This window comes from Pseudomonas sp. B28(2017), assembly GCF_002113025.1.
Classification (GTDB): domain Bacteria; phylum Pseudomonadota; class Gammaproteobacteria; order Pseudomonadales; family Pseudomonadaceae; genus Aquipseudomonas.
Map to the genome: position 1 here is coordinate 366280 of NZ_NEJH01000001.1, position 22671 is coordinate 388950.

Annotated in this window: 20 protein-coding genes; 13 read left to right on the plus strand and 7 right to left on the minus strand. The window is 61.6% G+C overall.

Features of this window, described 5'->3' with window-relative positions:
- The first annotated feature begins 506 nt into the window (after positions 1-506).
- Complete coding sequence (locus tag CAF65_RS01750; RefSeq protein ID WP_085714724.1) at positions 507-2159, plus strand: SulP family inorganic anion transporter; 1653 nt, start codon at positions 507-509, stop codon at positions 2157-2159.
- 80 nt (positions 2160-2239) lie between these two features.
- Here the strand turns inward: CAF65_RS01750 and acnB are convergent, their stop codons facing one another.
- Positions 2240-4840, minus strand: coding sequence for a bifunctional aconitate hydratase 2/2-methylisocitrate dehydratase (acnB, locus tag CAF65_RS01755; RefSeq protein ID WP_085714725.1), 2601 nt, complete (start codon positions 4838-4840; stop codon positions 2240-2242).
- 457 nt (positions 4841-5297) lie between these two features.
- Between acnB and CAF65_RS01760 the strand changes: the two genes are divergently transcribed.
- On the plus strand, positions 5298-5768 hold the full coding sequence (locus CAF65_RS01760) for a DUF1289 domain-containing protein (protein ID WP_034148841.1): 471 nt from the start codon (positions 5298-5300) through the stop codon (positions 5766-5768).
- A gap of 346 nt (positions 5769-6114) precedes the next feature.
- On the opposite strand, the gene CAF65_RS01765 is transcribed toward CAF65_RS01760, so the two are convergent.
- Together CAF65_RS01765 and CAF65_RS01770 are read right to left on the minus strand one after the other, a co-directional pair.
- Positions 6115-7245, minus strand: coding sequence for a P1 family peptidase (locus tag CAF65_RS01765; RefSeq protein WP_085714726.1), 1131 nt, complete (start codon positions 7243-7245; stop codon positions 6115-6117).
- Positions 7246-7313: 68 nt separating this feature from the next.
- The gene (locus CAF65_RS01770; RefSeq protein WP_085714727.1) at positions 7314-8417 is read right to left on the minus strand and encodes an extracellular solute-binding protein; all 1104 of its coding nucleotides are present in this window, start codon (positions 8415-8417) and stop codon (positions 7314-7316) included.
- A 110-nt stretch (positions 8418-8527) separates the two neighbouring features.
- Between CAF65_RS01770 and CAF65_RS01775 the strand changes: the two genes are divergently transcribed.
- On the plus strand, positions 8528-9301 hold the full coding sequence (locus CAF65_RS01775) for a helix-turn-helix transcriptional regulator (protein ID WP_085714728.1): 774 nt from the start codon (positions 8528-8530) through the stop codon (positions 9299-9301).
- Between the two features lie 9 nt (positions 9302-9310).
- Here CAF65_RS01775 and CAF65_RS01780 read toward each other — a convergent pair whose 3' ends face one another.
- Positions 9311-10222 (minus strand): LysR family transcriptional regulator, encoded by a 912-nt coding sequence (locus tag CAF65_RS01780; RefSeq protein ID WP_085714729.1) that lies wholly within the window; start codon positions 10220-10222, stop codon positions 9311-9313.
- A gap of 106 nt (positions 10223-10328) precedes the next feature.
- Between CAF65_RS01780 and CAF65_RS01785 the strand changes: the two genes are divergently transcribed.
- The 3 genes from CAF65_RS01785 to CAF65_RS01795 all read left to right on the plus strand — a co-directional run bounded on the left by CAF65_RS01785 (position 10329) and on the right by CAF65_RS01795 (position 14676).
- A complete protein-coding gene (locus CAF65_RS01785; protein WP_085714730.1) occupies positions 10329-12056 on the plus strand; it encodes an amidohydrolase in 1728 nt (575 codons plus the stop codon).
- Between the two features lie 156 nt (positions 12057-12212).
- Positions 12213-13289 (plus strand): C45 family peptidase, encoded by a 1077-nt coding sequence (locus CAF65_RS01790; protein WP_085714731.1) that lies wholly within the window; start codon positions 12213-12215, stop codon positions 13287-13289.
- Positions 13290-13326: 37 nt separating this feature from the next.
- Positions 13327-14676 carry an MFS transporter gene (locus CAF65_RS01795; protein ID WP_085714732.1) on the plus strand — a complete coding sequence of 450 codons (1350 nt, stop codon included), beginning with the start codon at positions 13327-13329 and terminating at the stop codon, positions 14674-14676.
- On the opposite strand, the gene CAF65_RS01800 is transcribed toward CAF65_RS01795, so the two are convergent.
- Complete coding sequence (locus CAF65_RS01800; protein ID WP_085714733.1) at positions 14654-15601, minus strand: class I SAM-dependent methyltransferase; 948 nt, start codon at positions 15599-15601, stop codon at positions 14654-14656. The two genes, CAF65_RS01795 and CAF65_RS01800, sit on opposite strands and share 23 nt — an antisense overlap.
- A gap of 218 nt (positions 15602-15819) precedes the next feature.
- On the opposite strand from CAF65_RS01800, the gene CAF65_RS01805 reads away from it, so the two are divergent.
- From CAF65_RS01805 to CAF65_RS01825, 5 genes are all read left to right on the plus strand, one after another.
- Positions 15820-16437, plus strand: a complete 618-nt coding sequence (locus tag CAF65_RS01805) for a cytochrome b/b6 domain-containing protein (protein WP_085714734.1) — start codon at positions 15820-15822, stop codon at positions 16435-16437.
- Entirely contained in the window at positions 16434-17219 is a 786-nt protein-coding gene (locus CAF65_RS01810) for a molybdopterin-dependent oxidoreductase (protein ID WP_085714735.1), read from the plus strand. The genes CAF65_RS01805 and CAF65_RS01810 overlap by 4 nt, the downstream gene beginning before the upstream one ends.
- 53 nt (positions 17220-17272) lie before the next feature.
- Positions 17273-17542 (plus strand): pentapeptide MXKDX repeat protein, encoded by a 270-nt coding sequence (locus CAF65_RS01815; RefSeq protein ID WP_085714736.1) that lies wholly within the window; start codon positions 17273-17275, stop codon positions 17540-17542.
- A 289-nt stretch (positions 17543-17831) separates the two neighbouring features.
- Positions 17832-18239, plus strand: coding sequence for a response regulator (locus CAF65_RS01820; RefSeq protein ID WP_085714737.1), 408 nt, complete (start codon positions 17832-17834; stop codon positions 18237-18239).
- 58 nt (positions 18240-18297) lie between these two features.
- A complete protein-coding gene (locus CAF65_RS01825) occupies positions 18298-18972 on the plus strand; it encodes an HAD-IA family hydrolase (RefSeq protein ID WP_085714738.1) in 675 nt (224 codons plus the stop codon).
- A gap of 7 nt (positions 18973-18979) precedes the next feature.
- Here the strand turns inward: CAF65_RS01825 and CAF65_RS01830 are convergent, their stop codons facing one another.
- Positions 18980-19639, minus strand: a complete 660-nt coding sequence (locus CAF65_RS01830; protein WP_085714739.1) for an isoprenylcysteine carboxylmethyltransferase family protein — start codon at positions 19637-19639, stop codon at positions 18980-18982.
- A 125-nt stretch (positions 19640-19764) separates the two neighbouring features.
- Positions 19765-20712, minus strand: coding sequence for a GlxA family transcriptional regulator (locus tag CAF65_RS01835; RefSeq protein ID WP_085714740.1), 948 nt, complete (start codon positions 20710-20712; stop codon positions 19765-19767).
- Between the two features lie 124 nt (positions 20713-20836).
- Between CAF65_RS01835 and CAF65_RS01840 the strand changes: the two genes are divergently transcribed.
- Together CAF65_RS01840 and CAF65_RS01845 are read left to right on the plus strand one after the other, a co-directional pair.
- The gene (locus tag CAF65_RS01840) at positions 20837-21628 is read left to right on the plus strand and encodes an SDR family oxidoreductase (RefSeq protein WP_085714741.1); all 792 of its coding nucleotides are present in this window, start codon (positions 20837-20839) and stop codon (positions 21626-21628) included.
- 102 nt (positions 21629-21730) lie between these two features.
- Positions 21731-22663 (plus strand): pyridoxal-phosphate dependent enzyme, encoded by a 933-nt coding sequence (locus CAF65_RS01845; protein WP_085714742.1) that lies wholly within the window; start codon positions 21731-21733, stop codon positions 22661-22663.
- Positions 22664-22671: the final 8 nt, after the last annotated feature.

Genomic DNA, 22671 nt, shown 5'->3' on the forward strand with positions numbered 1-22671 from the left:
CATATCCATTGTTGCGGTAACGGCCACTATAGGTTCCGCCTTTACGGCGGGTCACTTTGGGGCCCCAAAGTGACCAAAGGGCCTATCCCCTGACGTACGGCCCTTCGCTTGGGCTCAGGGTTCCCTCGCTCCAGTCCTGCTCCGTGGGCCCGCCGCGTACGGCCATCCCTGGCCGTACGCGGCTAACCCGGCATCCATGCCGGGTTGCCCACTGCGCAGAACCTCCACTCGGCCTTCCGACGGGGCAGATCAAAAGCAAAAGCAAAAGCGAGGCGGCCTCTGGGCCGACCTGTTTTTCAAGCTTGCATCGGCGGCGTACTGTAATCTCTGGTCCTCCAAAAATTCCAGTGTGGGAGCGAGCCTGCTCGCGAAGGCGGACTGGCATTCACTAATGATGTCGACTGCCACGACCCCTTCGCTACAGGCGGCGATCTTTTGCTTTTGAGCTACAGTGGCGGCTGCGCATATCACATGTGCAGCGGTTTTTTTCGCCTGGAGACACCGGATTGTCGAGCGCCTTACTGCCCAACCCCATTGAGCCGCCCAATCGCTGGCAGGACCTGCTGGCAGGTTTGTCGATTGCCGGCCTGCTGCTGCCCGAGGCGGTCGCTTATTCAGGCATCGCCGCACTGGCACCGCAGGCCGGGGTGATCGCTTTGTTCGCCGGGTTGCTGTGTTATGGCCTGTTCGGCACCAGCCGCTTCGCCATCGTCTCGGCCACCTCATCTTCCGCCGCCGTGCTGGCCGCCGCGACCGCTACCCTGGCCAATGGTGATCCGCAACTGCGCTCGACCCTGGCCTTCGGCCTGGTGCTGGTGACCGGGGCGTTTTTCTTGCTGGCCGGGCTATTCAAGCTCGGCAGCGTGACGTCGTTCATCGCCAAACCTGTGCTGCGCGGTTTTGCCTTTGGCCTGGCGCTGACCATCATTCTCAAGCAAGTCGCCAGCGTGGTCGGTGTGCATTTGACCGATGCCAATCTGGTGCGCTTTCTGCCGCAACTGCTGGAGCAATTGCCGCAATGGAACTGGGCGGCGGCTGGTGTCGGCGCGGTGGCCTTGGCCTTGTTATGGCTGTTCGCACGCTTTCGACACCTGCCAGGGGGGTTGTTGGTAGTGGTCATTGGCATTGCGGCGGGGCAGTGGCTGGGCCTGCCGGCTTATGGCGTGAAGCTGATCGGTGTGATCGACCTGAGCCTGGAGGTGCCGAAGTTGCCGATACTGCCGTTTGCCGACTGGCTGCGTCTGGGTGAGTTGGCGTTCGCCATGGTGATGATTCTGTATGCGGAGTCTTATGGTTCGATCAGTGCCTATGCGCTCAAGCACGGGGATCACGTCACCTCAAGCCGCGACCTGCTGGCGCTGGGGGCTTGCAACCTGTTGTCCGGCCTGTTCCACGGCATGCCGGCTGGCGCGGGGTATTCAGCCACCTCGGCCAATGAGGCGGCGGGTGCCACTTCGCGCCTGGCCGGTATCGTGGCGGCACTGGTGGTGCTGGTCATTGTCCTGACGGTGCTGCCTTACATCGCTCTGACCCCGGAGCCGATCCTGGCCGCCATCGTCATCCATGCCCTGGGACGCGGCCTGAGCCTGCAGCCGCTGGGACGGTATTTTATCTGGCGCCGTGACCGTCTGCTGGTGATCTGTGCGGTGGGTGCCGTGTTGGTGCTGGGGGTGCTGGACGGCTTGCTGGTGGCGGTGGCGATCAGTGTATTGCTGATGCTCAAGCAGATGTCGGCGGCGGATATTCAGATTCTGGGGCGCATCGATGGCGGGCACGACTTTGTCGACCTGCAACACCATCCAACGGCGCAATCAGTGCCAGGTGTGTTGATTGTCCGTCCAGGTGAAGCGTTGTTCTTTGCCAACGTCGAGCGGATTCTTGGCGGCGCCTTGCGTCTGGTCCGGCACTCACAAGAGCCCGTCCATTCAGTGATTCTCAGTCTTGAGGAGTCTCCCGACCTGGATGGCACCAGCATCGAGGCGTTGCAGGCGTTTTTCGTGCGGGTGCATCAGGAAGGCAAGCGCCTGACTCTGGCTCGTCTCAAGGACAGTGCGCAAACGGCGCTGGCGGCGTTGCCGGAAGTGGAGGCCAACGCTGTGGTGCTGAGCGGGTTGAGCGTGGATGGTGCGGTGCAGCAGGCCCTCAAGCTGAACGCATGAGTCCCGCATTTGATCTTTTCACAGGCATAAAAAACGCCGCACATCTCTCGATGGGCGGCGTTTTTCATTGCGTTGCAACGTTAGGCTTGAACGACCGGAATGTTGGCGTTCGCAGCAGCTTCACGGAACTCGGCGATCTGGTCGAAGGACAGGTAGCGGTAGACATCGGCCGCCATGCTGTCGATCTTGCCAGCGTACTCCATGTACTCCTCGACGGTCGGCAGGCGACCCAGGATGGAAGCCACGGACGCCAGTTCGGCCGAAGCCAGGTAGACGTTCGCACCGTCACCCAGACGGTTCGGGAAGTTGCGGGTCGAAGTCGACACTACAGTCGAGTTCGGCTCTACACGTGCCTGGTTACCCATGCACAGCGAGCAGCCTGGCATTTCCATACGGGCGCCAGCCTTGCCGTAGATGCCGTAGTAGCCTTCTTCTGTCAGCTGGTGAGCGTCCATCTTGGTCGGCGGCGACAGCCACAGACGGGTTGGCAGCTGACCCTTGACCTGATCCAGCAGCTTGCCGGCAGCGCGGAAGTGACCGATGTTGGTCATGCACGAACCGATGAACACTTCGTCGATCTTCTCGCCAGCAACGCTGGAGAGCAGACGGGCGTCGTCCGGGTCGTTCGGCGCGCAGAGCACAGGCTCCTTGACGTCGGCCAGGTCGATCTCGATGACTTCGGCGTATTCGGCGTCCTTGTCCGCTTCCAGCAGCTCAGGGTTGGCCAGCCAGGCTTCCATCGCTTGCGCGCGACGTTCCAGGGTACGTGCATCGCCGTAGCCTTCACCGATCATCCAGCGCAGCAGGGTGATGTTCGATTGCAGGTACTCGGCGATCGACTCTTTGGACAGCTTGATGGTGCAACCGGCAGCCGAACGTTCGGCCGAGGCGTCGGACAGTTCGAAGGCTTGCTCGACGGTCAGGGATTCCAGACCTTCGATCTCCAGGATACGGCCGGAGAAGGCGTTCTTCTTGCCTTTCTTCTCGACGGTCAGCAGGCCTTTCTGGATCGCGTAGTAAGGGATGGCATGAACCAGGTCGCGCAGGGTGACGCCTGGTTGCAGTTTGCCCTTGAAGCGGACCAGGATCGACTCGGGCATGTCCAGCGGCATGACGCCGGTGGCAGCGGCGAACGCTACCAGGCCGGAACCGGCCGGGAAGGAGATGCCGATCGGGAAACGGGTGTGGGAGTCACCACCGGTACCGACGGTGTCCGGCAGCAGCATGCGGTTCAGCCACGAGTGGATGATGCCGTCGCCCGGACGCAGGGACACGCCGCCACGGGTCATGATGAAGTCAGGCAGGGTGTGGTGGGTGGTCACGTCGATCGGCTTCGGATAAGCCGCGGTGTGGCAGAAGGACTGCATTACCAGATCGGTCGAGAAGCCCAGGCACGCCAGATCTTTCAGTTCGTCACGGGTCATTGGACCGGTGGTGTCCTGAGAACCTACGGTGGTCATCTTCGGTTCGCAGTAGGTGCCCGGACGGATACCGGTCACGCCGCAAGCCTTGCCGACCATTTTCTGCGCCAGGGTGTAGCCTTTGGTGCTTTCAGCCGGTGCTTCAGGCTTCTTGAACAGGGTCGAAGGTGGCAGGCCCAGTTCGGCGCGAGCCTTCTCGGTCAGGCCACGGCCGATGATCAGCGGAATACGGCCGCCGGCGCGAACTTCGTCCAGCAGGACCGGGGTCTTCATTTCGAAGGTGGTCAGGACTTCGTCGGTGCCGTGCTTGCAGACTTTGCCAGCATGCGGGTACAGGTCGATCACGTCGCCCATGTGCATGTTGGATACATCGAATTCGATTGGCAGTGCGCCAGCATCTTCCATGGTGTTGTAGAAGATCGGAGCGATCTTGCTGCCGAAGCAGAAACCGCCGGCACGCTTGTTCGGTACGTAAGGAACGTCGTCGCCGAAGAACCACAGAACCGAGTTGGTCGCCGATTTACGCGAAGAACCGGTACCGACCACGTCGCCCACGTAGGCAACAGGGAAGCCGCCGTTACGCATTTCTTCGATCTGCTTCATCGGACCGGTGACGCCTTGTGCGTCAGGCACGATGCCGTCGCGAGCCATTTTCAGCATGGCCAGGGCGTGCAACGGGATGTCAGGACGGGACCAGGCATCTGGAGCTGGGGACAGGTCGTCGGTGTTGGTTTCGCCGGTGACCTTGAATACGCGCAGGCTGATCTTGTCGGCCAGGGTAGGGCGCTTCACGAACCACTCGCCGTCAGCCCAGGATTGCAGCACGGCCTTGGCGTGAACGTTACCGTTCTTGGCTTTTTCAGCCACGTCGTGGAAAGCATCGAACATCAGCAGGGTGTGCTTGAGTTCTTCGGCGGCTACTGGTGCCAGTTCGGCGTTGTCCAGCAGGCTTACCAGAGTCACGATGTTGTAGCCGCCCTGCATGGTGCCGAGCAGTTCAACAGCGCGCTTCTTGTCGATCAGAGGGGATTTGGCCTCGCCTTTGGCGATGGCGGACAGGAAGCCGGCCTTGACATAGGCCGCTTCGTCCACGCCCGGCGGAACGCGATTGGTGATCAGGTCAACGAGGAATGCTTCTTCGCCAGCCGGGGGATTTTTCAGCAGCTCGACCAGGCCTGCAGTTTGTTCGGCGTTTAGCGGCTGGGGAACGATACCCAGTGCTGCGCGCTCTTCGATATGTTTGCGGTAGGCTTCAAGCACAGTTATTACCCTCATCAGTGGTCCCAAATGGGTGTCCGGGACGCTCATCCCGAAATTGCCGTACTCATGCGCTGCATGGCGTTGTGAGCCACTTAGCCAGAATTACCGACAACTCCTTACAGAAGCTGCTTTCAAAGTTTTACGCCTGCAGAACGGGAGCTGATGAGGGTTGGCGCCGGGCTTTTCCCCGCTGGAAAAACCCTTCGCCAACACCGCTCTGAAGGAACGACTGTGCTCGTGACGCTTTGAAAACAGCTTCTAACGGACATTGGCGCCTAAAAAGGCAGGCTGATTCTACGGCAAAAAAAAATTAAAGGTAAGTCAGGTTTTATTGGACTTTGGTGGAGGCGGCCAGCAAACCCCGATTCACCCAAGGCCCTGAACTTTGAGGGGTGATCAATGGCGGACAAAGGGCTAACATGCCGCCCTGTTTTGCTTTTTCGCGTTTTGCCTACCTATGCCCAATCAGACCATCAAGACACCTTGCGTCGGCCTCTGCTCCACTGTTTACGGTGACCTGGTGTGCCGTGGCTGCAAGCGTTTCCACCACGAAGTGATCCACTGGAACGGTTACAACGAGGAAGAGAAGCGCGCGGTATGGCTGCGTCTTGAGCAGTTGCTGTCGCAGGTGATGGCTGCCAAGGTGGAAATCTTCGACCCGGCACTGCTGAGAATGCAGCTGGAGCAACGCAAGATCCGTTTCGTGCCCCATCAGTCGGAATACTGCTGGGCCTACCAGTTGATCGCGCGGGGCGCACGAGTGATCAACAACCTGGAAGCCTACGGGATGGTGTTGCTGCCGGAGTTTCGCGACTGGAACCTGCCGGAATTGCGCGATGCCATTGATCGGGAATTTTTCCTGCTCTCCGAAGCCCATTACCAGCGCTACATTGCGCCGGGGTTCCTGAAGGACGCCTTCGGCGCCTAGCCCTAAAGCATCGCGGGCAAGCCCGCTCCCACAAGGTTGGTGTAAAACCTGCGGGCTTGCTCCGGGCAGCGATCCGACGATGACGGAATGTCAGGCGGCGGGGTGTTGGCTGTGATGGCCTCATCGCGAGCAAGCTCGCTCCGGCAGGAGGAAATGTGTTGGTTTTCAGAGGTAAAAAAAGAGCCTCAAAGCTCTTTGATGGGGAGGAAGTAGAGCCGTTGAGGCTCAAGATGCGCATGAAGCAGGCGGTGAGCTTGGTAGGGGTTCAGTTCACTCACCACCTGCGCAGCGGCTTGAGCAAGCAAGCGACTGCGCAAGTTCATGCTAAAAAGACCTGGTCTTTCACTCAAGTACCGCTAGTCGCATCCCCCGGCCAGCCGGCGCGACGCAAGGCCTTGAGCAAGGTCTCGGCATCCAGCCCCGGTACCGCATGCCCGTTGCCTTCGGCGGTGTCGGAGGCGAGCAAGGCATTGATGATGGCTTCTTCCACAGCCTCGGTGGCGGCCAGGAACAGCTCGCTGATGTGGTCGTTGTTGACCATGCTCAAGTTGTGGGTGGTCGGCGCTTTCTTGCTCTCGTAGGCGGCCGGTGGCACGTGATCGTTACCGGTGGCGAAGGCGATGAAGATGTCGCCGCTATGGTCTTCATTGCCGCCACCGGTGCGGGCCAGGCCGAGGCTGGCGCGCTGGGCCAGGCGTGTGCACTGGTGCGGCAGCAACGGCGCATCGGTGGCCAGGCAGACCACGATCGAGCCCATGCCCGGATGGGGCAGCGATGCCTTGAGGAACGGCGAATCGACCTGTTCCATGTAGCGCCCGACCGGATAACCGTCAACACGTAGTTCATTGCGGATGCCGTGGTTGGCCTGGACAATCGCCCCCACTGTCCAGCCGCCCTGGGCGCTGCTCAACCGTCGAGACGCGGTGCCGACACCGCCCTTGAATTCGTGGCAGATCATGCCGCTGCCACCGCCGACATTGCCTTCGGCCACCGGGCCGCCCACCGCCGAACGCACGGCCTGGGCCACGTGTTCCGGCTTCACGTGAAAGCCGTTGATGTCGTTGAGCAAGCCGTCGAAGGTTTCCAGCACCACCGGCATGTTCCAGTAGAGGCGCCCGTCGTCCGGTTGCTGCTCGCGGTCGAGCACGATCAGCGCATCGCGCACCACGCCCAGGCTGTGGGTGTTGGTGAAGGCGACAGGGCTGGTCAGCAAGCCTGCTTCGCGAATCCATTCCAGTCCTGTGGCATCGCCGTTGCCGTTGAGCACATGCACACCGGCAAAGCACGGTTGCCGGCTGGTGGAACCGGCACGCGGTTCGATGACGGTGACGCCCGTGAGGATGTCGCGGCCGTTGGCAGTGCGTCCTCGTACATTGCTGTGGCCGACCCGTACGCCGGGGACGTCGGTGATGGCATTGAGCGGGCCGGGTTGCAGTTGGCCGATCGGGATGTTCAGGTCGCGGGCACGTGCTTTCATGGTTTTCTCATCTTCGATTCGTGGCAGAAAAAATAATCTTTGGACACCACGGACACTGTGGTGTCCGGTCACTGACCGTTCTTGACCTTGCTCCAGATCCGCGTCCGCACGCGCTCGGTAGCGGGCGGCAGGGGCTGGAGGGTGAACAGGGTGGCCATGGCTTCGGCCGACGGGTAGACGGCCGGGTTGCTGCGGGTCGCTTCGGCGACCAGTGTCGTGGCGCTGCGGTTGCCGTTGGGATAGTTGAGGTGGTTGCTGACCGGAGCGATGACCTCAGGGCGCATCAAGTAGTCTATGAAGGCCAGCCCTTGTTCCGGGTGCGGGGCGTCCTTGAGCAGTACCAGCGTGTCGAACCACACCGGCGCACCTTCCTTCGGCAGGCTGTAGGCGATCTTCACGCCGTTGCCGGCCTGCTCGGCGGTGGTCTTGGCTTCGAGCATCGCACCGGACCAGCCGACCGCCACGCAGATGTTGCCGTTGGACAGGTCGCTGATGAACTTCGACGAGTTGAAGTAGGCGATGTGCGGACGCAGCTTGAGCAGCAACGCTTCGGCCTTCTTGTAGTCCTCGGGGTTGGTGCTGTTGGGCGGCAGGCCGAGGTAGTGCAGGGCAACCGGCAGCATCTCTGACGGCGAATCGAGCATGGCCACGCCGCATTCGCCGAGCCTGGTCAGGTTCTCTTCCTTGAACACCAGGTCCCAGGAGTCGACCGGTGCCTTGTCACCCAGCACCGCGCGCACTTTGTCGACGTTGTAGCCGATGCCGTTGGTGCCCCACAGGTAGGGCACGGCGTACTGGTTGCCCGGATCGTTGTTGGCCAGCTTCACCAGCAGATCGGAGTCCATGTTCTTGAAGTCCGGCATCTGCGCCCGAGGCAATGGCGCCAGGGCACCGGCCTTGATCAGGGTCGGCAGGCTGTAGTTGCTCGCCACCACCACGTCATAGCCGCTGCGGCTGGTGAGCAACTTGCCTTCGAGCACTTCGGCGCTGTCGAAGGTGTCGTAGACCGGCTGGATCCCGGTGTCACGCTTGAAGTCCTGCAGGGTGGTGGGGCCGATGTAGTCGTACCAGTTGTACACGTGCACTGTCGGAGCTTCGACCGCGAACGCCGACAGCGACACCGCCAGACAGGCGCCAAGCCCCAGATTGAAATACAAGTGGTGACGACTCATGATGCGGCACTCCTGGCCTGTTGCGGCCGGTGGTAATCAGGAGTTTGCAGCGTATCGACCGGGGTGGCCTTCACCCATTCCCATCATGGGTTACTCAAAAGGGGTAGTGCGTGGACGCGTTGTTGAAAGAGTTACCGGTGCACCAGGGGCTGGCGCGGGTCTTCACGGCGGTGGGGCGGGACGGTTTCTGGCGTGCGCTGGTGGATACCTTGCGGTTGCTGGTGCCGCTGGACAACGCGCTGGTAGCGCTGATGCGGCCGGGCCACGTGCCACGCCTGCTGATTGATTTCGATGCCAAGGGCAGCAGTGACGAGCAGGAGGAACTGGCGGACTACCGCGCCGGCATGTACCTGCTCGATCCGTTCTATCAAGCTGCCTGCGCCGGCATCGCCGATGGCTTGCACAGCCTCGAGTCGGTGGCGCCCGACCAGTTCCAGCACAGCGAGTACTACCTGAGTTACTTCAGCACCGTGGTCGGAGGAGACGAATTGCAGTTCATGGTCAATCTCGACGGCGCCGTGCTCGGCCTGTCCCTCGGGCGTTCGGCGCGCTTCAGCCTCGAGGAACAGGGCCGCCTGCTGTGCGTGCGCGACTGGGTATTGGCGGCGATGCGCCGACACCTGGATCTGACGCCGCTACAAGGGCCGGTTGCCGAGCCACCGGCCGGCGATCTGGCCACGTTGCTCGATCGCTTCGACGCACGCCTGACGCTACGGGAAATCGAAACCGCGCGCCTGATTCTCCAGGGCTTTTCCAGCAAGGCCATCGCCCAGAAAATGGGTATCTCCCCGGAGACGGTGAAGGTGCATCGGCGCAACCTCTATCACAAGCTCAATGTGAACGGGCATGGCGAGTTGTTTGCGCTGGTGTTGCAGCCACGGTGATCCGACCTTTCAGGCCTGCTGTTCCTGCCAATGCGCTTTCAGGTATTCGATGAACACTTTCACCTTGCGCGTGTTACGTCGGTGGGCCAGGTACAGCACGTAGACCCACGGCCCGAACGCGCTGGGTTCGCGCCAGTAGCGGGGCATCAACTCGACCAGCTCGCCGCGCGCCAGATAGGGCGCGGCACTCCATTGCGGGATGAATTGCAAGCCCTGGCCATCCAGCAGGCAGGCCAGGAGAAAGTCGTAGTTGTCGCTGGCCACCCGTGGCATCGGTTGTGTCAGGCGTATCCGTTGCTCACCTTGCTTGACCCACCAGAAGTGCCGATTCAGTAGCGGATGGCGGAAGATCAGCCAGTCGTGCTGCTGATAATTTTCCAGTGAAACATCCTCGCCTTTGCGCGCCAGGTAAGCCGGGCTGGCGCACAGCAACATCTGATTTTCCACCACCGGCTGCGCGATCACGCCGGGCAGGTCGATGGGGCCGTCGCGCAGGGCGAGGTCGTAGCCGCCGTCCACCGGGTCTTCGAAGTTATCGCTCAGGTCCACTTCCAGTTTGACCTGTGGATGCACGGTCAAAAAACGACAGCACACCTGATTGAGAAACGCCGGCGCGAACGAGGGCGGGGCGGTGATCCGCAAGTCGCCGCGCAGTTCATGCTGCAACTGCTCCACGTCTTCGGTGGCCAGTTGCAGTTGCATCAGCGCCTGGCGAGCGCCTTCCAGATAGATGCGGCCCGCTTCGGTCAGCGCCATGCGCCGGGTGGTGCGGTCGAACAGGCGCGTGCCGAGCTCTTCCTCCAGTTGTGCTACGGCCTTGGTCAGGGCCGAAGGGGTTTTGCCGAGCAGGTCGGCGGCGCGGCTGAAATTACCCTGTTCGGCGGTGGCGACGAACATGGTCAGGGCACTCATTTTATCCATTTATCTATTCCTGATAGGCACAGAAGTTGTGCGGGAGCAGGCATTCAGTTCTCGAATCGGCTTGGATAGTCTTGGCTACAGCCCAACAAAAATAAAGAGTCATTCCATGAAGCAGATTCTGACCCTGGCTGCGTCGCTTGCTCTGGCCTGTTCCTCGATGGAAAGTATGGCCGCTGTCGATCTCATCCTGCACAACGCCAGGGTGTACACCGCCGAACCCGGCCAGCCCTTGCAGCAAGCCATTGCCGTCGAGAACGGCAAGGTCTCGGCGGTGGGGGCCGATGCTCAGGTGCTGCGGCTCAAACAGCCGGGTACACGCATCATCGACCTGGGTGGAAAGGTGCTGATGCCGGGGTTTATCGACTCGCATTCGCACACGGTGAAGGGCGGCCTGCAATTGCGTCAGGCCAATCTGGACGGCGAGTTGCTGCCGCTCGATGAACTGGAAAAGCGTCTGCGTCAATGGCGCGAAGACGGCAAGGCCAAACGCGGTGACGTCCTCAGTGTCGGCGGCTTGCCATCGACTTACTGGAGCCGGATCGAGGCGCTTGAGCAGCGCTTCAATCGGGGCGAATGGGCGGATACACCGATTCTCTTTCTGGGCTGGGACCTGCACACAGGCTGGGCCAACCGGGCCATGCTCCAGCGTGCCGGAATCGATGCCGCGAGGGTCAAGGCTTTGAAGGACGAAGAGCAGGCCACGATAGGGCATCACGACGATGGACGTCCCAATGGCTTCCTGGTCGATGCCGGCCTGTATCCGGTCCAGGCCCTGCTGGCACCCCCGACCACCGAAGAGTTGATGGCGGGCGCGCGCGCAGCACTCGACTACTACAAGCGCCTGGGCATCACCGGCTGGATGGACCCGATCGCCAATGAAATCCCCGGCGGCGATGTGAACAACCAATCGGTGGGGGTGCTGCCAATCTACAAGGCATTGGCCGAACGCGGCGAGCTGACCGCCCATGTGGCTGCACTGCTGATGGCCGCCTCGAAAGCCACGCCGGCCGATCTCGATGAGCTGGACAAGGTTCGCCAGCAGTTTCTCGGCGTGCCCAACCTGACCCTGCCGGGCATCAAGGTGTTTGCAGATGGTGTGGCGGAAGTTCCGGCACAAAGCGCCGCCATGCTCGAGCCCTACAAGAACTCGGAGAAATCCGGCGAGTTGCTGATCGATCCGGAGCATTTCGGCGAACTGGTCAGCGCCGCCGACGCCCGTGGCTGGCTGGTGCATATCCACGCGATTGGCGACCGTGCGGTGCGTGAATCGCTCAATGGTATCGAGCAGGCGCGCAAGGATCGGCACAGTGCAATCGCGCACTCCATCACGCACCTGCAAATGGTCAACCCGAGGGAGTTCGCCCGCTTCAAAACCCTCAACGTGATTGCCTCGATGCAGCTGTATTGGGCCATGGCCGATGAGTCGAGCATGGACCTGGTCAAACCCTATGTCAGCGCCATGGCCTTCATGTACTCGTACCCGGCCCGTTCGTTGCTGAAGAACGGCGCGACCATCGCCGGGGCCAGCGACTGGCCGATCACCACGCCGGATCCGTGGAAGGCGATTTACCAGGCGGTTAGCCGCAAAGGCCCCAAAGGTGTGCTCAATGCAGGCGAAGACATCGACCGCCAGACCATGTTCCAGGCCTACACCCTCAATGCCGCCCGTGCCCTGCGCCTTGAGGAACAGACCGGTTCGCTCAAGCCGGGCAAACAGGCCGACATGATCGTCCTCGACCGTGATGTCTTCACGGTCAACCCCGAAGCCCTGCGCGACACCCAGGTGTTGCAGACCTGGTTCGCGGGCCGCGAAATTTTCGCCCGCCAACCCTGATTCCGATCACGCAGAACTCAGAACCCAGAACTTGTGGGAGCGAGCCTGCTCGCGAAGGCGGTGTGTCAGGCGACGTCAATGTTGAATGTGATGGCACCTTCGCGAGCAGGCTCGCTCCCACAGGTTGGATACCAACGTTAAAAAAGGAACCCTTTCGTGAAACTGCATTGCTTCGTCACCGACACCCACAGCCCGCAAATCCGAGGCCAGCAAATCGGCGAAACCTGGGCCGCTCAAATCGGCAAGACGGTGGCGCTCTATCTCGACTTTTTCAATCAGGTCGGCGTGGCGCCCGAGCAGGTGCGCGCCCTTGGCGAGGCCAGTCTGCAAGCGCTGACCGAATGGAGCCCGAGCCTCGCCCAGGAATTGGTAGCCACGGCCGAAGGCGCGGGGATTCCCCTGTGGCAACTGGCGAGCCTGAACGCCCGTACGGAAATCCTCGCGGTGATGCCGGCCTCGCTCGAAGGCGAATGCTCGACGGCGGTATACGCACCAGCGGGGGCCGATGCGCCCAAGACCATCCAGACCTGGGACTGGCACGACTCACTGGTGCCCCACGGCATGCTGTTGCAACTCACGGCCAGCTCCGGGATCACCGTCAAGTTGTTCACCGAGTTCGGCATGCTCGGCAAGATCGGCGTGAACAGCGCAGGCGTCGGGCTGCATTTCAACATCCTCCACCATGCCAGCGACAACGCCGTTGCCGGGGTGCCGGTGCATGCGATTGCCCGACGGATTCTGGAGGAGGCCACCAGTGTCGAAGAGGCCATTGCCCTGGCGCGGTCGGCGCGGGTCAGTGCCTCGACGGTGCTGACGGTGTTCTCGCACCGTGAGGCATCGCCGCGTGCGGCGAGCATTGAAATGTCCGCCGCCGGCACCGCCGTGGTCCCGCCCGGCGAAGACGGCTGGATCACTCACACCAACCACTTCCTCGACGCGGCACTGAGCCTTGGCGAGCGGACGCCGGACGCTTCGACCACCTACGCGCGCCTGGCCCATGTCAACGCGGCGCGGGTGGACATGATCCATGGCGACCTGAATCGCCGGGCGGCGGCCATGTGCGGTGCCGCCGGCGACGAGGCGCCGATCTGTTTCCATCCGGACCTGAGCCTGCCGGCCACCGAGCGCTGGGAAACCCTGCTGACCATCGGCATCGACAGCGAACACGGCGTTCTCGAATACGCTGCCGGCAATCCGATGCTGCTGGCCCGCAACGGCTTCCAGCGTTTCTGAACCGACGTCCCCCATAACAACAAAAAGAGCACTCGATATGGCTAGTTACGCTCATTCCACGGCGGGTTCGCAATCCGCCCTCAGAACGTTTTTCGTCTCCGGCATGGGCACCGCGCTGGAGTTCTATGACTTCGTCATTTACGGCACGGCGGCGGCGCTGGTGTTTCCCAAGGTGTTCTTTCCACAGATGGACCCGCTCACTGCCACGCTGTTTGCCTTTGGCGCCTTTGGTGCGGGCTTTTTTGCCCGTCCATTGGGCGGCATGGTCTTCGGGCACTACGGTGACAGGATCGGCCGGCAGAAAATGCTGGTGATCACTCTGTTGCTGATGGGCCTGAGCACCTTGTTGATCGGCTGCCTGCCGGGCTATTCGTCGATAGGCCTGGCAGCGCCGGCACTGCTGGTGCTGCTGCGGCTGGTACAAGGTTTCGCCGCCGGCGGCGAGTGGGGCGGGGCGGCGTTGTTCGGCATCGAATCGGCACCCCTTGGTCGTCGCGGTCTCTGGGGCAGTTTCACCAGCATGGGCATCGGCATCGGCGGCATCCTGGGAGCGGCGGTGTTCGGCATCGTCAGTGTCGCTTCGAACGATAACCTCGCCGATTTCGCCTGGCGCATACCGTTCTGGCTGGGCGGCGTGCTGGTGTTGATCGGGCTCTATGCGCGGCTGCAAAAGCCCGTTGCCCAGCCGGTGCAACCAAAGCCGCAAATGCGCATTCCCCTGATCGCGGCACTGCGGGCACGCCCGAAAGAAATGCTGCTGTGCACCGGGATCGCATTTGGCTACGTGACCATCGCCTACATCGGCAGCACCTTCTTTTTGTCCTACGCCACCCAATTGGGCTACGGCAGCACGGACGCGCTGATCTTCGACTTTTCGTTGTCAGTGGCCATCGTTGTGACCGCGCCGCTGTTTGCCCTGCTGTCTGACCGGATCGGGCGACGCATGGTCATGATCCTTGGCGCAATCATCATGGCCATCGGGTTCTTTGCCTTCTTCCCGCTGCTCGGCATGAAAAACCTGATGGTCTCGACTCTGGCGTACATCGCGGTCGGCGCATTCATGGGGGCGACCCAGGGGCCGATTCCGGCCTTTCTCGCGGAGCAGTTTCCGCGGGAGATGCGCTATTCAGGGATGTCCGCCGCCTACCAGATCGGGGCAGCGCTGGGCGGCGGTACGGCGTCGAGCGTGGCCACGGCGATCCTGATTGCCACCGATCACAATGCGTTCGGCGTTGCCGTGTACGGCTCGGTGGCGCTGGCGATTGTCGCGGTGTGCTCGTTCTTCTTGCAGGAAACGGCGCACTTGAGCATGGCGCAAATTGATGAGGCGTCGAAGGATGAGGGCGTGCCCGCAGCAACGACAGTCAGTCGGTCAGGCGTTGTTTGAACACCAACGCCTTCAACCCACATTCGACATCGGCATCGGGAAACTCTGGCGGGTTCTCCAGGCGCTGCTCAAAGCGCAGGCTTGGCGCTTCGCGGGTCACGCCATCGATCAGGAAGTCGGCACCAAACGCCGGGTCATTCATGCAGGCCAAAACCGTACCTTGCGGGCTGAGCAATTCCGGCAAGCGGCGCAGGACGCGCTGGTAATCCTTGGTCAGCAGGAAGCTGCCTTTCTGGAACGACGGCGGGTCGATGATCACCAGGTCGTACGGCCCCTTGCCGATCACCTTGCCCCAGGACTTGAACAGGTCGTGGCCGAGGAACGTCACCTTGCTCAGGTCGTGACCGTTGAGGCGGTGGTTGTCGCGGCCACGGTTCAGGGCCGGGCTGGACATGTCGAGGTTGACCACATGGTTCGCGCCGCCTTCGACGGCTGCCACCGAGAAGCCGCAGGTGTAGGCGAACAGGTTCAACACACGCTTGCCTTTGGCATTGGCCCGGACCCAGTCGCGACCGTAGCGCATGTCGAGGAACAACCCGGTGTTCTGTTTGCGGCCCAGGTCGACCCGGTACTTCAGGCCACCCTCGGTGATGTTCATTTCCTCGATGACGTCCCCGAGCAGCCACTCGGTGGTGCTTTGCAGCAGGTAGCGATGTTGCAACAGCAGCGTGTGGGCGCCGGATTGTGTCCATTGCGCTGACCGGGTGATCGCCATCAGCACCTGCTTCAAGTCTTCCAGTTGCTCCGCTTGCGGCTCCTTGAACAGCGCCACCAGCACCACGCCCTGCAACCAGTCCACGGTCACTTGTTCCAGCCCCGGCCAGCAGCGGCCACGGCCGTGGAACAGGCGGCGGGTTTCTGCGGGGGCGGTAGCCAGGGCGGTGAGCACCTGTTGGTTGAGCGTGGCGAGGGCTTCAGAGTTCATCCGGTCGGGTCGGTCAGTTGTAGGGGGGCGGCATTTAAACATAATTGCGCATTGGCCGGACCATCACAAAACACTGTAGGAGCGAGCATGCTCGCTCCTACAGGTTTTTGATTGGCCGTTAAAAGGCAGTTATCACAATTAATTTAACTCTGCGTGAGGATTTAGCGATCTTCCCGCTCCCATACTCGGCTCCAACGAACAACAAACCGGAGCCGGACATGTCGCAGGCCACTGCTTCACCCAAGTCCAGTCATCCACGCTGGCTACGCCTGACCCATTGGCTCAATGCCCTGGCGGTGCTGGTGATGGTTACCAGCGGCTGGCGCATCTACAACGCCTCGCCGATCTACGAATTCAGCTTTCCCAAGTCGATCACCCTCGGTGGATGGCTGGGCGGCGCGCTGCAATGGCATTTCGCGGCGATGTGGTTCCTGGCGATCAACGGCCTGATCTACCTGGTCTTCAACCTGTTCAGCGGGCGCCTGAAGCGACGGTTTTTCCCGGTTTCGCCCAAAGGCGTACTGCAGGACCTGTGGGCCGCGTTACGCGGGAAACTCGGGCACGCCGACCTCAGTCATTACAACCAGGTGCAACGCGTCGCTTACTTGTTCGTGATGGTCGACATCACGCTGCTGGTGCTCTCCGGTCTGGTGCTGTGGAAGTCGGTGCAGTTCCCGCTGTTGCGTGAATTGCTGTTCGGTTACGAAGGCGCGCGCCGTGTGCACTTCTTCGCCATGGTGCTGTTGGTGGCCTTTGTGGCGGTGCATTTGGTGATGGTTGCGCTGGTCCCGAAAACGCTGTTGGCCATGATCGTCGGCCGCAAGGAGCAGGTATGAAAAAGCGCATTCAAGTGCCCGGGCTGGACGAGGCGTCGATCCTGGCCGATGCCCGCAAGATCCTCGCCCCGCAAATCGAAGACCGCTCGCGCCGTTCTTTCCTGCTGCGCGGTCTGACCCTCGGTGGCGTGGCCATGTTGTCCGGCTGCAACATCACCGACAACGACAGCGTCGAGACTGCGCTGTCGTCCATGTCGCGCTTCAACGATCGGGTCCAGGGCTGGCTGTTCAACCCCAATGCGATGGCGCCGACCTATCCCGAGTCGATGATCACCCGGCCGTTTCCCTTCAATGCCTACTACAGCATTGATGAGGCGCCGACGGTGGAGGAGCAGGGCTATCGCCTGGAAGTCACCGGACTGGTCGCCGATAAGCGCAGCTGGCGCCTCGAAGAACTGCGCGCCATGGCGCAGACCGAGCAGATCACCCGGCACATTTGCGTCGAAGGCTGGAGTGCGATCGGCCGTTGGGGCGGTGTGCGTTTCAGCGATTTTCTCAAGCGCATCGGCGCCGATACCGATGCCAGATACGTCGGTTTCAAATGCGCCGATGACTACTACACCAGCATCGACATGGCCACTGCGCTGCATGCGCAAACCCTGCTGGCGCTGACGTATGACGGCGCGGTGCTGCCGCGCCAATACGGCTTCCCGATGAAGCTGCGCATGCCCACCAAGCTGGGCTACAAGAACCCCAAACACATTCAGGCGATTTTCGTCAGCAACACCTACAGCGGCGGCTTCTGGGAAGACCAGGGCTACAACTGGTTCGGTGGCAGTTGATGAACGTGCGAAACATTCACCGTCCGCAAACCCGTGCTCCAAGGAGATTCATCATGAAAAAGTTGACCACCGTTGTACTGTCCATGTGCCTGGCCGTTGGTGCTGCCAGTGTTTTTGCCGCCGATACGATGAGTAACGACAGCATGAGCAAGGATTCGATGTCCAAGGACAGCATGTCCAAGGATACGATGAAGAAAGACGCGATGAAGAAGACCGATTCGATGTCCAAAGACAGCATGTCCAAGGATACGATGTCCAAGGACACGATGAAAAAAGATGCGATGTCGAAGGATGCGATGAAAAAAAGCGAAATGTCGCAGTAAGACCAGCCACCGCGGTCCATGTGGGAGCGAGCCTGCTCGCGAAGACGTAGTGTCAGTCGATATCGATGTTGGCTGAACTACCGCATTCGCGAGCAGGCTCGTTCCCACAGGTTTTTCCGCAGGGCTTCAGGGGTAGCGTGCTGCCTGATGCGCAAAATTGATCATCACGCTTGATACCGGTCACCTGGCTGCATCAAAAATGAATTTCCGCCGAGTCCGCTGCTCATACCTTTTAGATAGCGGATCAGAGCCCGCGCATTCATAGAGGCAATCAGGGAGCGGCACGGTCATGAGTCGAGCATCGACGGTGGGTGGAGATCTTCCAGGAGGGTTGATCCTGGTGGTCGAGGACGACCCGCTGATCCTCGAGTTTCTGTGTGAGATTCTTCAGGAGGAAGGCTTTGTCGTCGAGCCGCAAATCAATGCGGACGCGGCAATGATCTATCTGGAGCAGCATGCGCCGCAGGTGCACATGCTGCTGACAGATATCACCATGCCCGGCACGCTCAATGGCGCGGACCTGGCCAACCAGTTCGGCGATCGCTGGCCGGACAAGCCGATCATGATCATGTCCGGTTTCGAAACCCCTGAAAGTTCAGGCGTGCGGCACAGGGTTTCTTTCATCAAGAAGCCCTGGATGATCGGCGGGTTGCTCGATTGTGTGGGCGAGACCTTCAAGTCCAGGCGACTCAACTGACCCATGCAGATGCTACATTGCCGGGTAAATCCGTCCGGCACCTGCGAGGTTCTTTTCCTTGGCTGATCACTCTGTTTTCAACTCGACTTACCGCGCCTTTCTGTTCGACATGGACGGCACCGTCCTGACCTCCATTGCCGCTGCCGAGCGGGTCTGGACAACCTGGGCCGTACGCCATGGTGTCGATGTCGATACCTTCCTGCCGACCATTCATGGTGCCCGTGCCATCGACACCATCAGCCGTCTGGGGTTGCCCGGGGTGGATGCCGAGGCGGAAGCCGCGTGGATTACCGAAGCGGAAATCGAGGATGTCGACGGGGTATTGGAAGTGGCTGGCGCGGCGAAGTTCTTGCGGTCATTGCCAGTCAAGCAGTGGGGAATCGTCACTTCCGCCCCGCGGGAGCTGGCGTTGCGGCGGATGGCGGCGGCGGGGATTCCGGAGCCTGAGGTGATGGTGACTGCCGAGGACGTCACGGCCGGCAAACCCGACCCTGCGGGGTACAGGCTCGCGGCCCGACGCCTGGGTGTCGAGCCTGAGCAGTGTCTGGTTTTTGAGGACGCCACGGTGGGGATTCTGGCGGCTGAAGCGGCGGGGGCGGATTTGATGATTGTCACGGCGACCCATGAGCAGCCGATCAGGACGGCCCATGCGACGTTGGCCGACTATGAGCTTGTTGGTGTTCGAGTGGACGCCGATGGGGTCCTTGGCCTGCACAAAACTAATGTGGGATAGGGTTGCTTCAATAAAGCCCGGGAACCAGCCGCCAGGAGCGGGCGCAATAGGCCTCGTATTCGCTGCCGAACTGCGCCTTCAGCAGGGCCTCTTCCGAGTGAATCCGGGCAATCAGCGGGATCAAGGTCAACGCCGCCAGCAACAGACCGGCGCTCGAGCGAAACGCCAGCGCCCAGCCCACGGCGATGACCATCATCCCCAGATAACTGGGGTTGCGCAGGTTGCGGTAAATCCCCTCGGTGACCAGGCGATGCCCCGGCTGGATGGCCACCAGCCCGCTGAAGCGCTTGCCCAGCACAAAGACGGGCCACAACCGCAGCGCGCCGCCCACGATGAACAGCAGCGCCCCGAGCCAGCGCACGCCTTCACTGCCGAAAGTCCAGAAGTCGATGCGGTCGGTATAGGCCGGCAGAAAGCCGCTCAGCACACCGATCACGCCGAAAGCCGGGAGGACCCAGCGATTGGCCCGGTCTTCGCGTTCCCCCGAACTCAGGTTGACCTCGCTGAACAGTGATACGACGGCCATGATCAGGGTGGCCAGGGCAACGACGACCAGTGAGCCGTGACTGAAATAGGCCGCGAAACCACCCATTCCCCAGATCGCCAGGCCAAGGTAGGCGAGGGTGCTGACGACGGCGAAAAACGCCAGTCTGGCCGAGATTTTCATAAGTGCCTCACACGCGAAAGTGCCTCCTTTCATTGTAGGAGCTGCGATGCGGCGTTCCGACTTGCCTGCGATGGCGTTTGAACACTCGACACCGGCTTCAGAGGCTATTACCGGCAAGCCGGCGCCTACACAAACATCTCTGCTCTCGCGTTGCGCCGAATCACCTGTGGCGGTTGACCGAACACCCGCAGGAACGTTTCGCGCATGCGACGGCGGTCAGTGAGCCCGGTTTCCAGGGCGATCTGGTCAAGGGTCAGGCGTCCGCGTTCAAGCATCTGTCGCGCCGCTTCCAGACGCAGGTTTTCGATGGCCTTGGCCGGGGATTGCCCGGTTTCGGCGCGAAATGCCCGGCTGAATTGCCGGGGGCTGAGGTTGGCCACTTGCGCCAGTTGCTCTACCGAAAGGGGTTGGCCGAGGTGTTCCCGGGCGTAGCCGAGCACGGTTTGAATGCGATCGGATTTCGGCGCGAGTTCCAGCAGCACCGAGTGCTGTGACTGGCCGCCGGCGCGACGGTGGTACATCACCAGTTTCTGCGCCACGGACCGGGCCAGCTCGGCGCCGTGGTCCTTTTCCACCATGGCCAGGGCGAGGTCGATGCCCGCCGTCATGCCGGCGGAGGTCCAGATCGAACCGTCGATCACATAGATGCGATCGGCCTCGACCTTGATCGCCGGAAACCGCGCCTGCAGTTCCCGGGCGTAGGCCCAGTGGGTGGTGGCCCGCCGTCCGTCGAGCAAACCGGCCTGGGCCATGACGAACGCCCCGGAGCAGATCGACGCCGTGCGGCGTGCCGTGTTGATACTGGCCCGCAGGTAATCCAGCACGGCCTCGGGCGCTTGTTCGATGATCGAGTCGCCACCGACCACGATCACCGTGTCGAACACGCGTCCGTCGAATGCCTCGGTGCCGACGCTCAAGCCGCCGGAGGCACGCAGGGTGTGACCGTTTTCGGACAACACGCGCACGTCATAAAGCGCCTCTGCGGCACTGAAATTGGCGTACTCGAACACCGGCATGGCGGCCAGCGCCATGGACTGGAAACCCTCGAATACCACGAACGCCACGCTGATCATGGAGCTGCCCTCAAATCGTAATGTCCTGAAAACGTACTTTAAACGTCATTTGAGACAGGCGTAAGTCCCTTTATAACGGTCTGCACCCGGCGAATCTCTCGCCTTACCGTAGAGGAATTGCACCATGGCGCTTTCATCCAAAGGTACTGCACTGATCACTGGCGCTTCTTCGGGGATTGGCGCGGTGTATGCCGATCGCCTTGCCCGGCAGGGTTATGACCTGATTCTGGTGGCCCGTAGCCGGGCCAGGCTCAATGCCCTGGCCAATCATTTGAGCGACCAGACCGGGCGCACCGTGGAGGTGGTTGCCGCCGACCTGAAGAACAAGGTGGATTCGCTGCGGGTCGAACAGATTCTGCGCAGCGACGCCAGCATCACCCTGTTGGTCAACAACGCCGGGGTCGGTGCCGTCAATTCGCTGCTTGCAAGTCCCGTGGACGACATGGAAGCGATGATCAACCTCAACGTGACCGCGTTGATGCGTCTGGCCTACGCCGTTGTACCGGGCTTCGTTGCCCGGGGCACCGGCACCGTGATCAACATTGCCTCGATCGTCGCCATCGCCCCGGAAACGCTCAATGGCGTATACGGCGCCACCAAGGCGTTCGTGTTGGGCCTGAGCCAATCGATGCAGCACGAACTGGCTGACAAAGGTGTACGCATTCAGGCTGTGTTGCCGGGAGCGACTGCCACTGACTTCTGGAACGTGGCCGGCAACCCGGTGGAAAATCTGCCGAAGGAAATCGTCATGTCCGCCGAAGACATGGTCGATGCCGCGCTCGTCGGCCTGGCGGCAGGCGAAGTGGTGACCATTCCGGGCCTGCATGACGGCAGCCAGTGGGACCGCCACGAAGCCCAGCGCAAGACCCTGTCCGGGTTGTTCCACAACACCGCGCCGGCGCCGCGCTATCGCTGAGACGGTCGCCCCGAGGCCGGGTGAACTAAGCTTGGGAGAGAGGACCGTTCACCACCGGCTCGCGCAAGCGCGACGAGCCGGTGGCGTGTAACAGGAGCCCATATGCTTCACATCCGAACGCCTTTGATCCTGCACCCTGGCCTGTCGACCCCGACCCGCCGTATCTGGCTGAAACTGGAAAACCTGCAACCTGGCGGCTCGTTCAAAATACGCGGCATTGGCTTGTTGTGCAGCCGGGCGGCGCAGCAGGGCAAGCGCAAGGTGGTCTGTCCCTCCGGCGGTAACGCGGGACTGGCCACGGCCATGGCCGCTGCTTGCCTGGGGCTCAAGGCATGCATCGTGGTGCCGCACACCACCCCGCAAAGCACCCGGGCGCGGATCAGCAATACTGGTGCGGAGGTGATCGTGCACGGCAAGGTCTGGGACGAAGCCAATCAACGGGCGCGGGAACTCGCCCAGGACCCGCGCAGTGAATTCGTGCCGGCCTTCGACCACCCGGTGTTATGGGAAGGGCACAGCACCATGGTCGATGAAATCCTTGAAGACTGCCCGCCTGTGGATGTGCTGGTGACATCGGTGGGCGGCGGTGGCTTGCTGGCGGGGCTGATCACCGGCCTGATTCGTCATCGGCGCACCGATTGCCGCATCGTTGCCTGCGAAACCGAAGGCGCGGCGTCGTTCGCCGCGGCGGTGGCGGCCGGACACCCGGTCAGACTGCCGAAAATCGACACTGTCGCCACGTCCCTGGGCGCCGCGCAGGTGGCCGCCTGGCCAGTCAAGCACATCGGCGAATTCCCTCATGAGTGCGTGGTGCTCAGTGATGATGAGGCGATCATGGGCGTGGTGCGTTACGCCAATGATTTGCGTCAGTTGGTCGAGCCGGCATGCGGCGTTTCATTGGCGATTGCTTACCTGGATCATCCGGCGATTGCCGACGCCAATGACGTGGTGATCGTGGTGTGCGGTGGGGTGAGTATCAACGCGCAACTGGTGGCCGGGTGGGCACGCTTGTCCACGGGCACGCACGCCAGGTAGGGCCGGAA

What these genes read in the sequence shown, in the direction of transcription:
- CAF65_RS01835 (WP_085714740.1), bottom strand. Translation starts at nt 20,712, where the DNA reads ATGATCAGCGTGGCGTTCGTGGTATTCGAGGGTTTCCAGTCCATGGCG.
- CAF65_RS01770 (WP_085714727.1), bottom strand. Translation starts at nt 8,417, where the DNA reads ATGAGTCGTCACCACTTGTATTTCAATCTGGGGCTTGGCGCCTGTCTG.
- CAF65_RS01765 (WP_085714726.1), bottom strand. Translation starts at nt 7,245, where the DNA reads ATGAAAGCACGTGCCCGCGACCTGAACATCCCGATCGGCCAACTGCAA.
- CAF65_RS01810 (WP_085714735.1), top strand. Translation starts at nt 16,434, where the DNA reads ATGAAAAAGCGCATTCAAGTGCCCGGGCTGGACGAGGCGTCGATCCTG.
- CAF65_RS01785 (WP_085714730.1), top strand. Translation starts at nt 10,329, where the DNA reads ATGAAGCAGATTCTGACCCTGGCTGCGTCGCTTGCTCTGGCCTGTTCC.
- CAF65_RS01795 (WP_085714732.1), top strand. Translation starts at nt 13,327, where the DNA reads ATGGCTAGTTACGCTCATTCCACGGCGGGTTCGCAATCCGCCCTCAGA.
- CAF65_RS01815 (WP_085714736.1), top strand. Translation starts at nt 17,273, where the DNA reads ATGAAAAAGTTGACCACCGTTGTACTGTCCATGTGCCTGGCCGTTGGT.
- CAF65_RS01805 (WP_085714734.1), top strand. Translation starts at nt 15,820, where the DNA reads ATGTCGCAGGCCACTGCTTCACCCAAGTCCAGTCATCCACGCTGGCTA.
- CAF65_RS01780 (WP_085714729.1), bottom strand. Translation starts at nt 10,222, where the DNA reads ATGGATAAAATGAGTGCCCTGACCATGTTCGTCGCCACCGCCGAACAG.
- CAF65_RS01800 (WP_085714733.1), bottom strand. Translation starts at nt 15,601, where the DNA reads ATGAACTCTGAAGCCCTCGCCACGCTCAACCAACAGGTGCTCACCGCC.
- CAF65_RS01845 (WP_085714742.1), top strand. Translation starts at nt 21,731, where the DNA reads ATGCTTCACATCCGAACGCCTTTGATCCTGCACCCTGGCCTGTCGACC.
- CAF65_RS01820 (WP_085714737.1), top strand. Translation starts at nt 17,832, where the DNA reads ATGAGTCGAGCATCGACGGTGGGTGGAGATCTTCCAGGAGGGTTGATC.
- CAF65_RS01840 (WP_085714741.1), top strand. Translation starts at nt 20,837, where the DNA reads ATGGCGCTTTCATCCAAAGGTACTGCACTGATCACTGGCGCTTCTTCG.
- CAF65_RS01830 (WP_085714739.1), bottom strand. Translation starts at nt 19,639, where the DNA reads ATGAAAATCTCGGCCAGACTGGCGTTTTTCGCCGTCGTCAGCACCCTC.
- CAF65_RS01760 (WP_034148841.1), top strand. Translation starts at nt 5,298, where the DNA reads ATGCCCAATCAGACCATCAAGACACCTTGCGTCGGCCTCTGCTCCACT.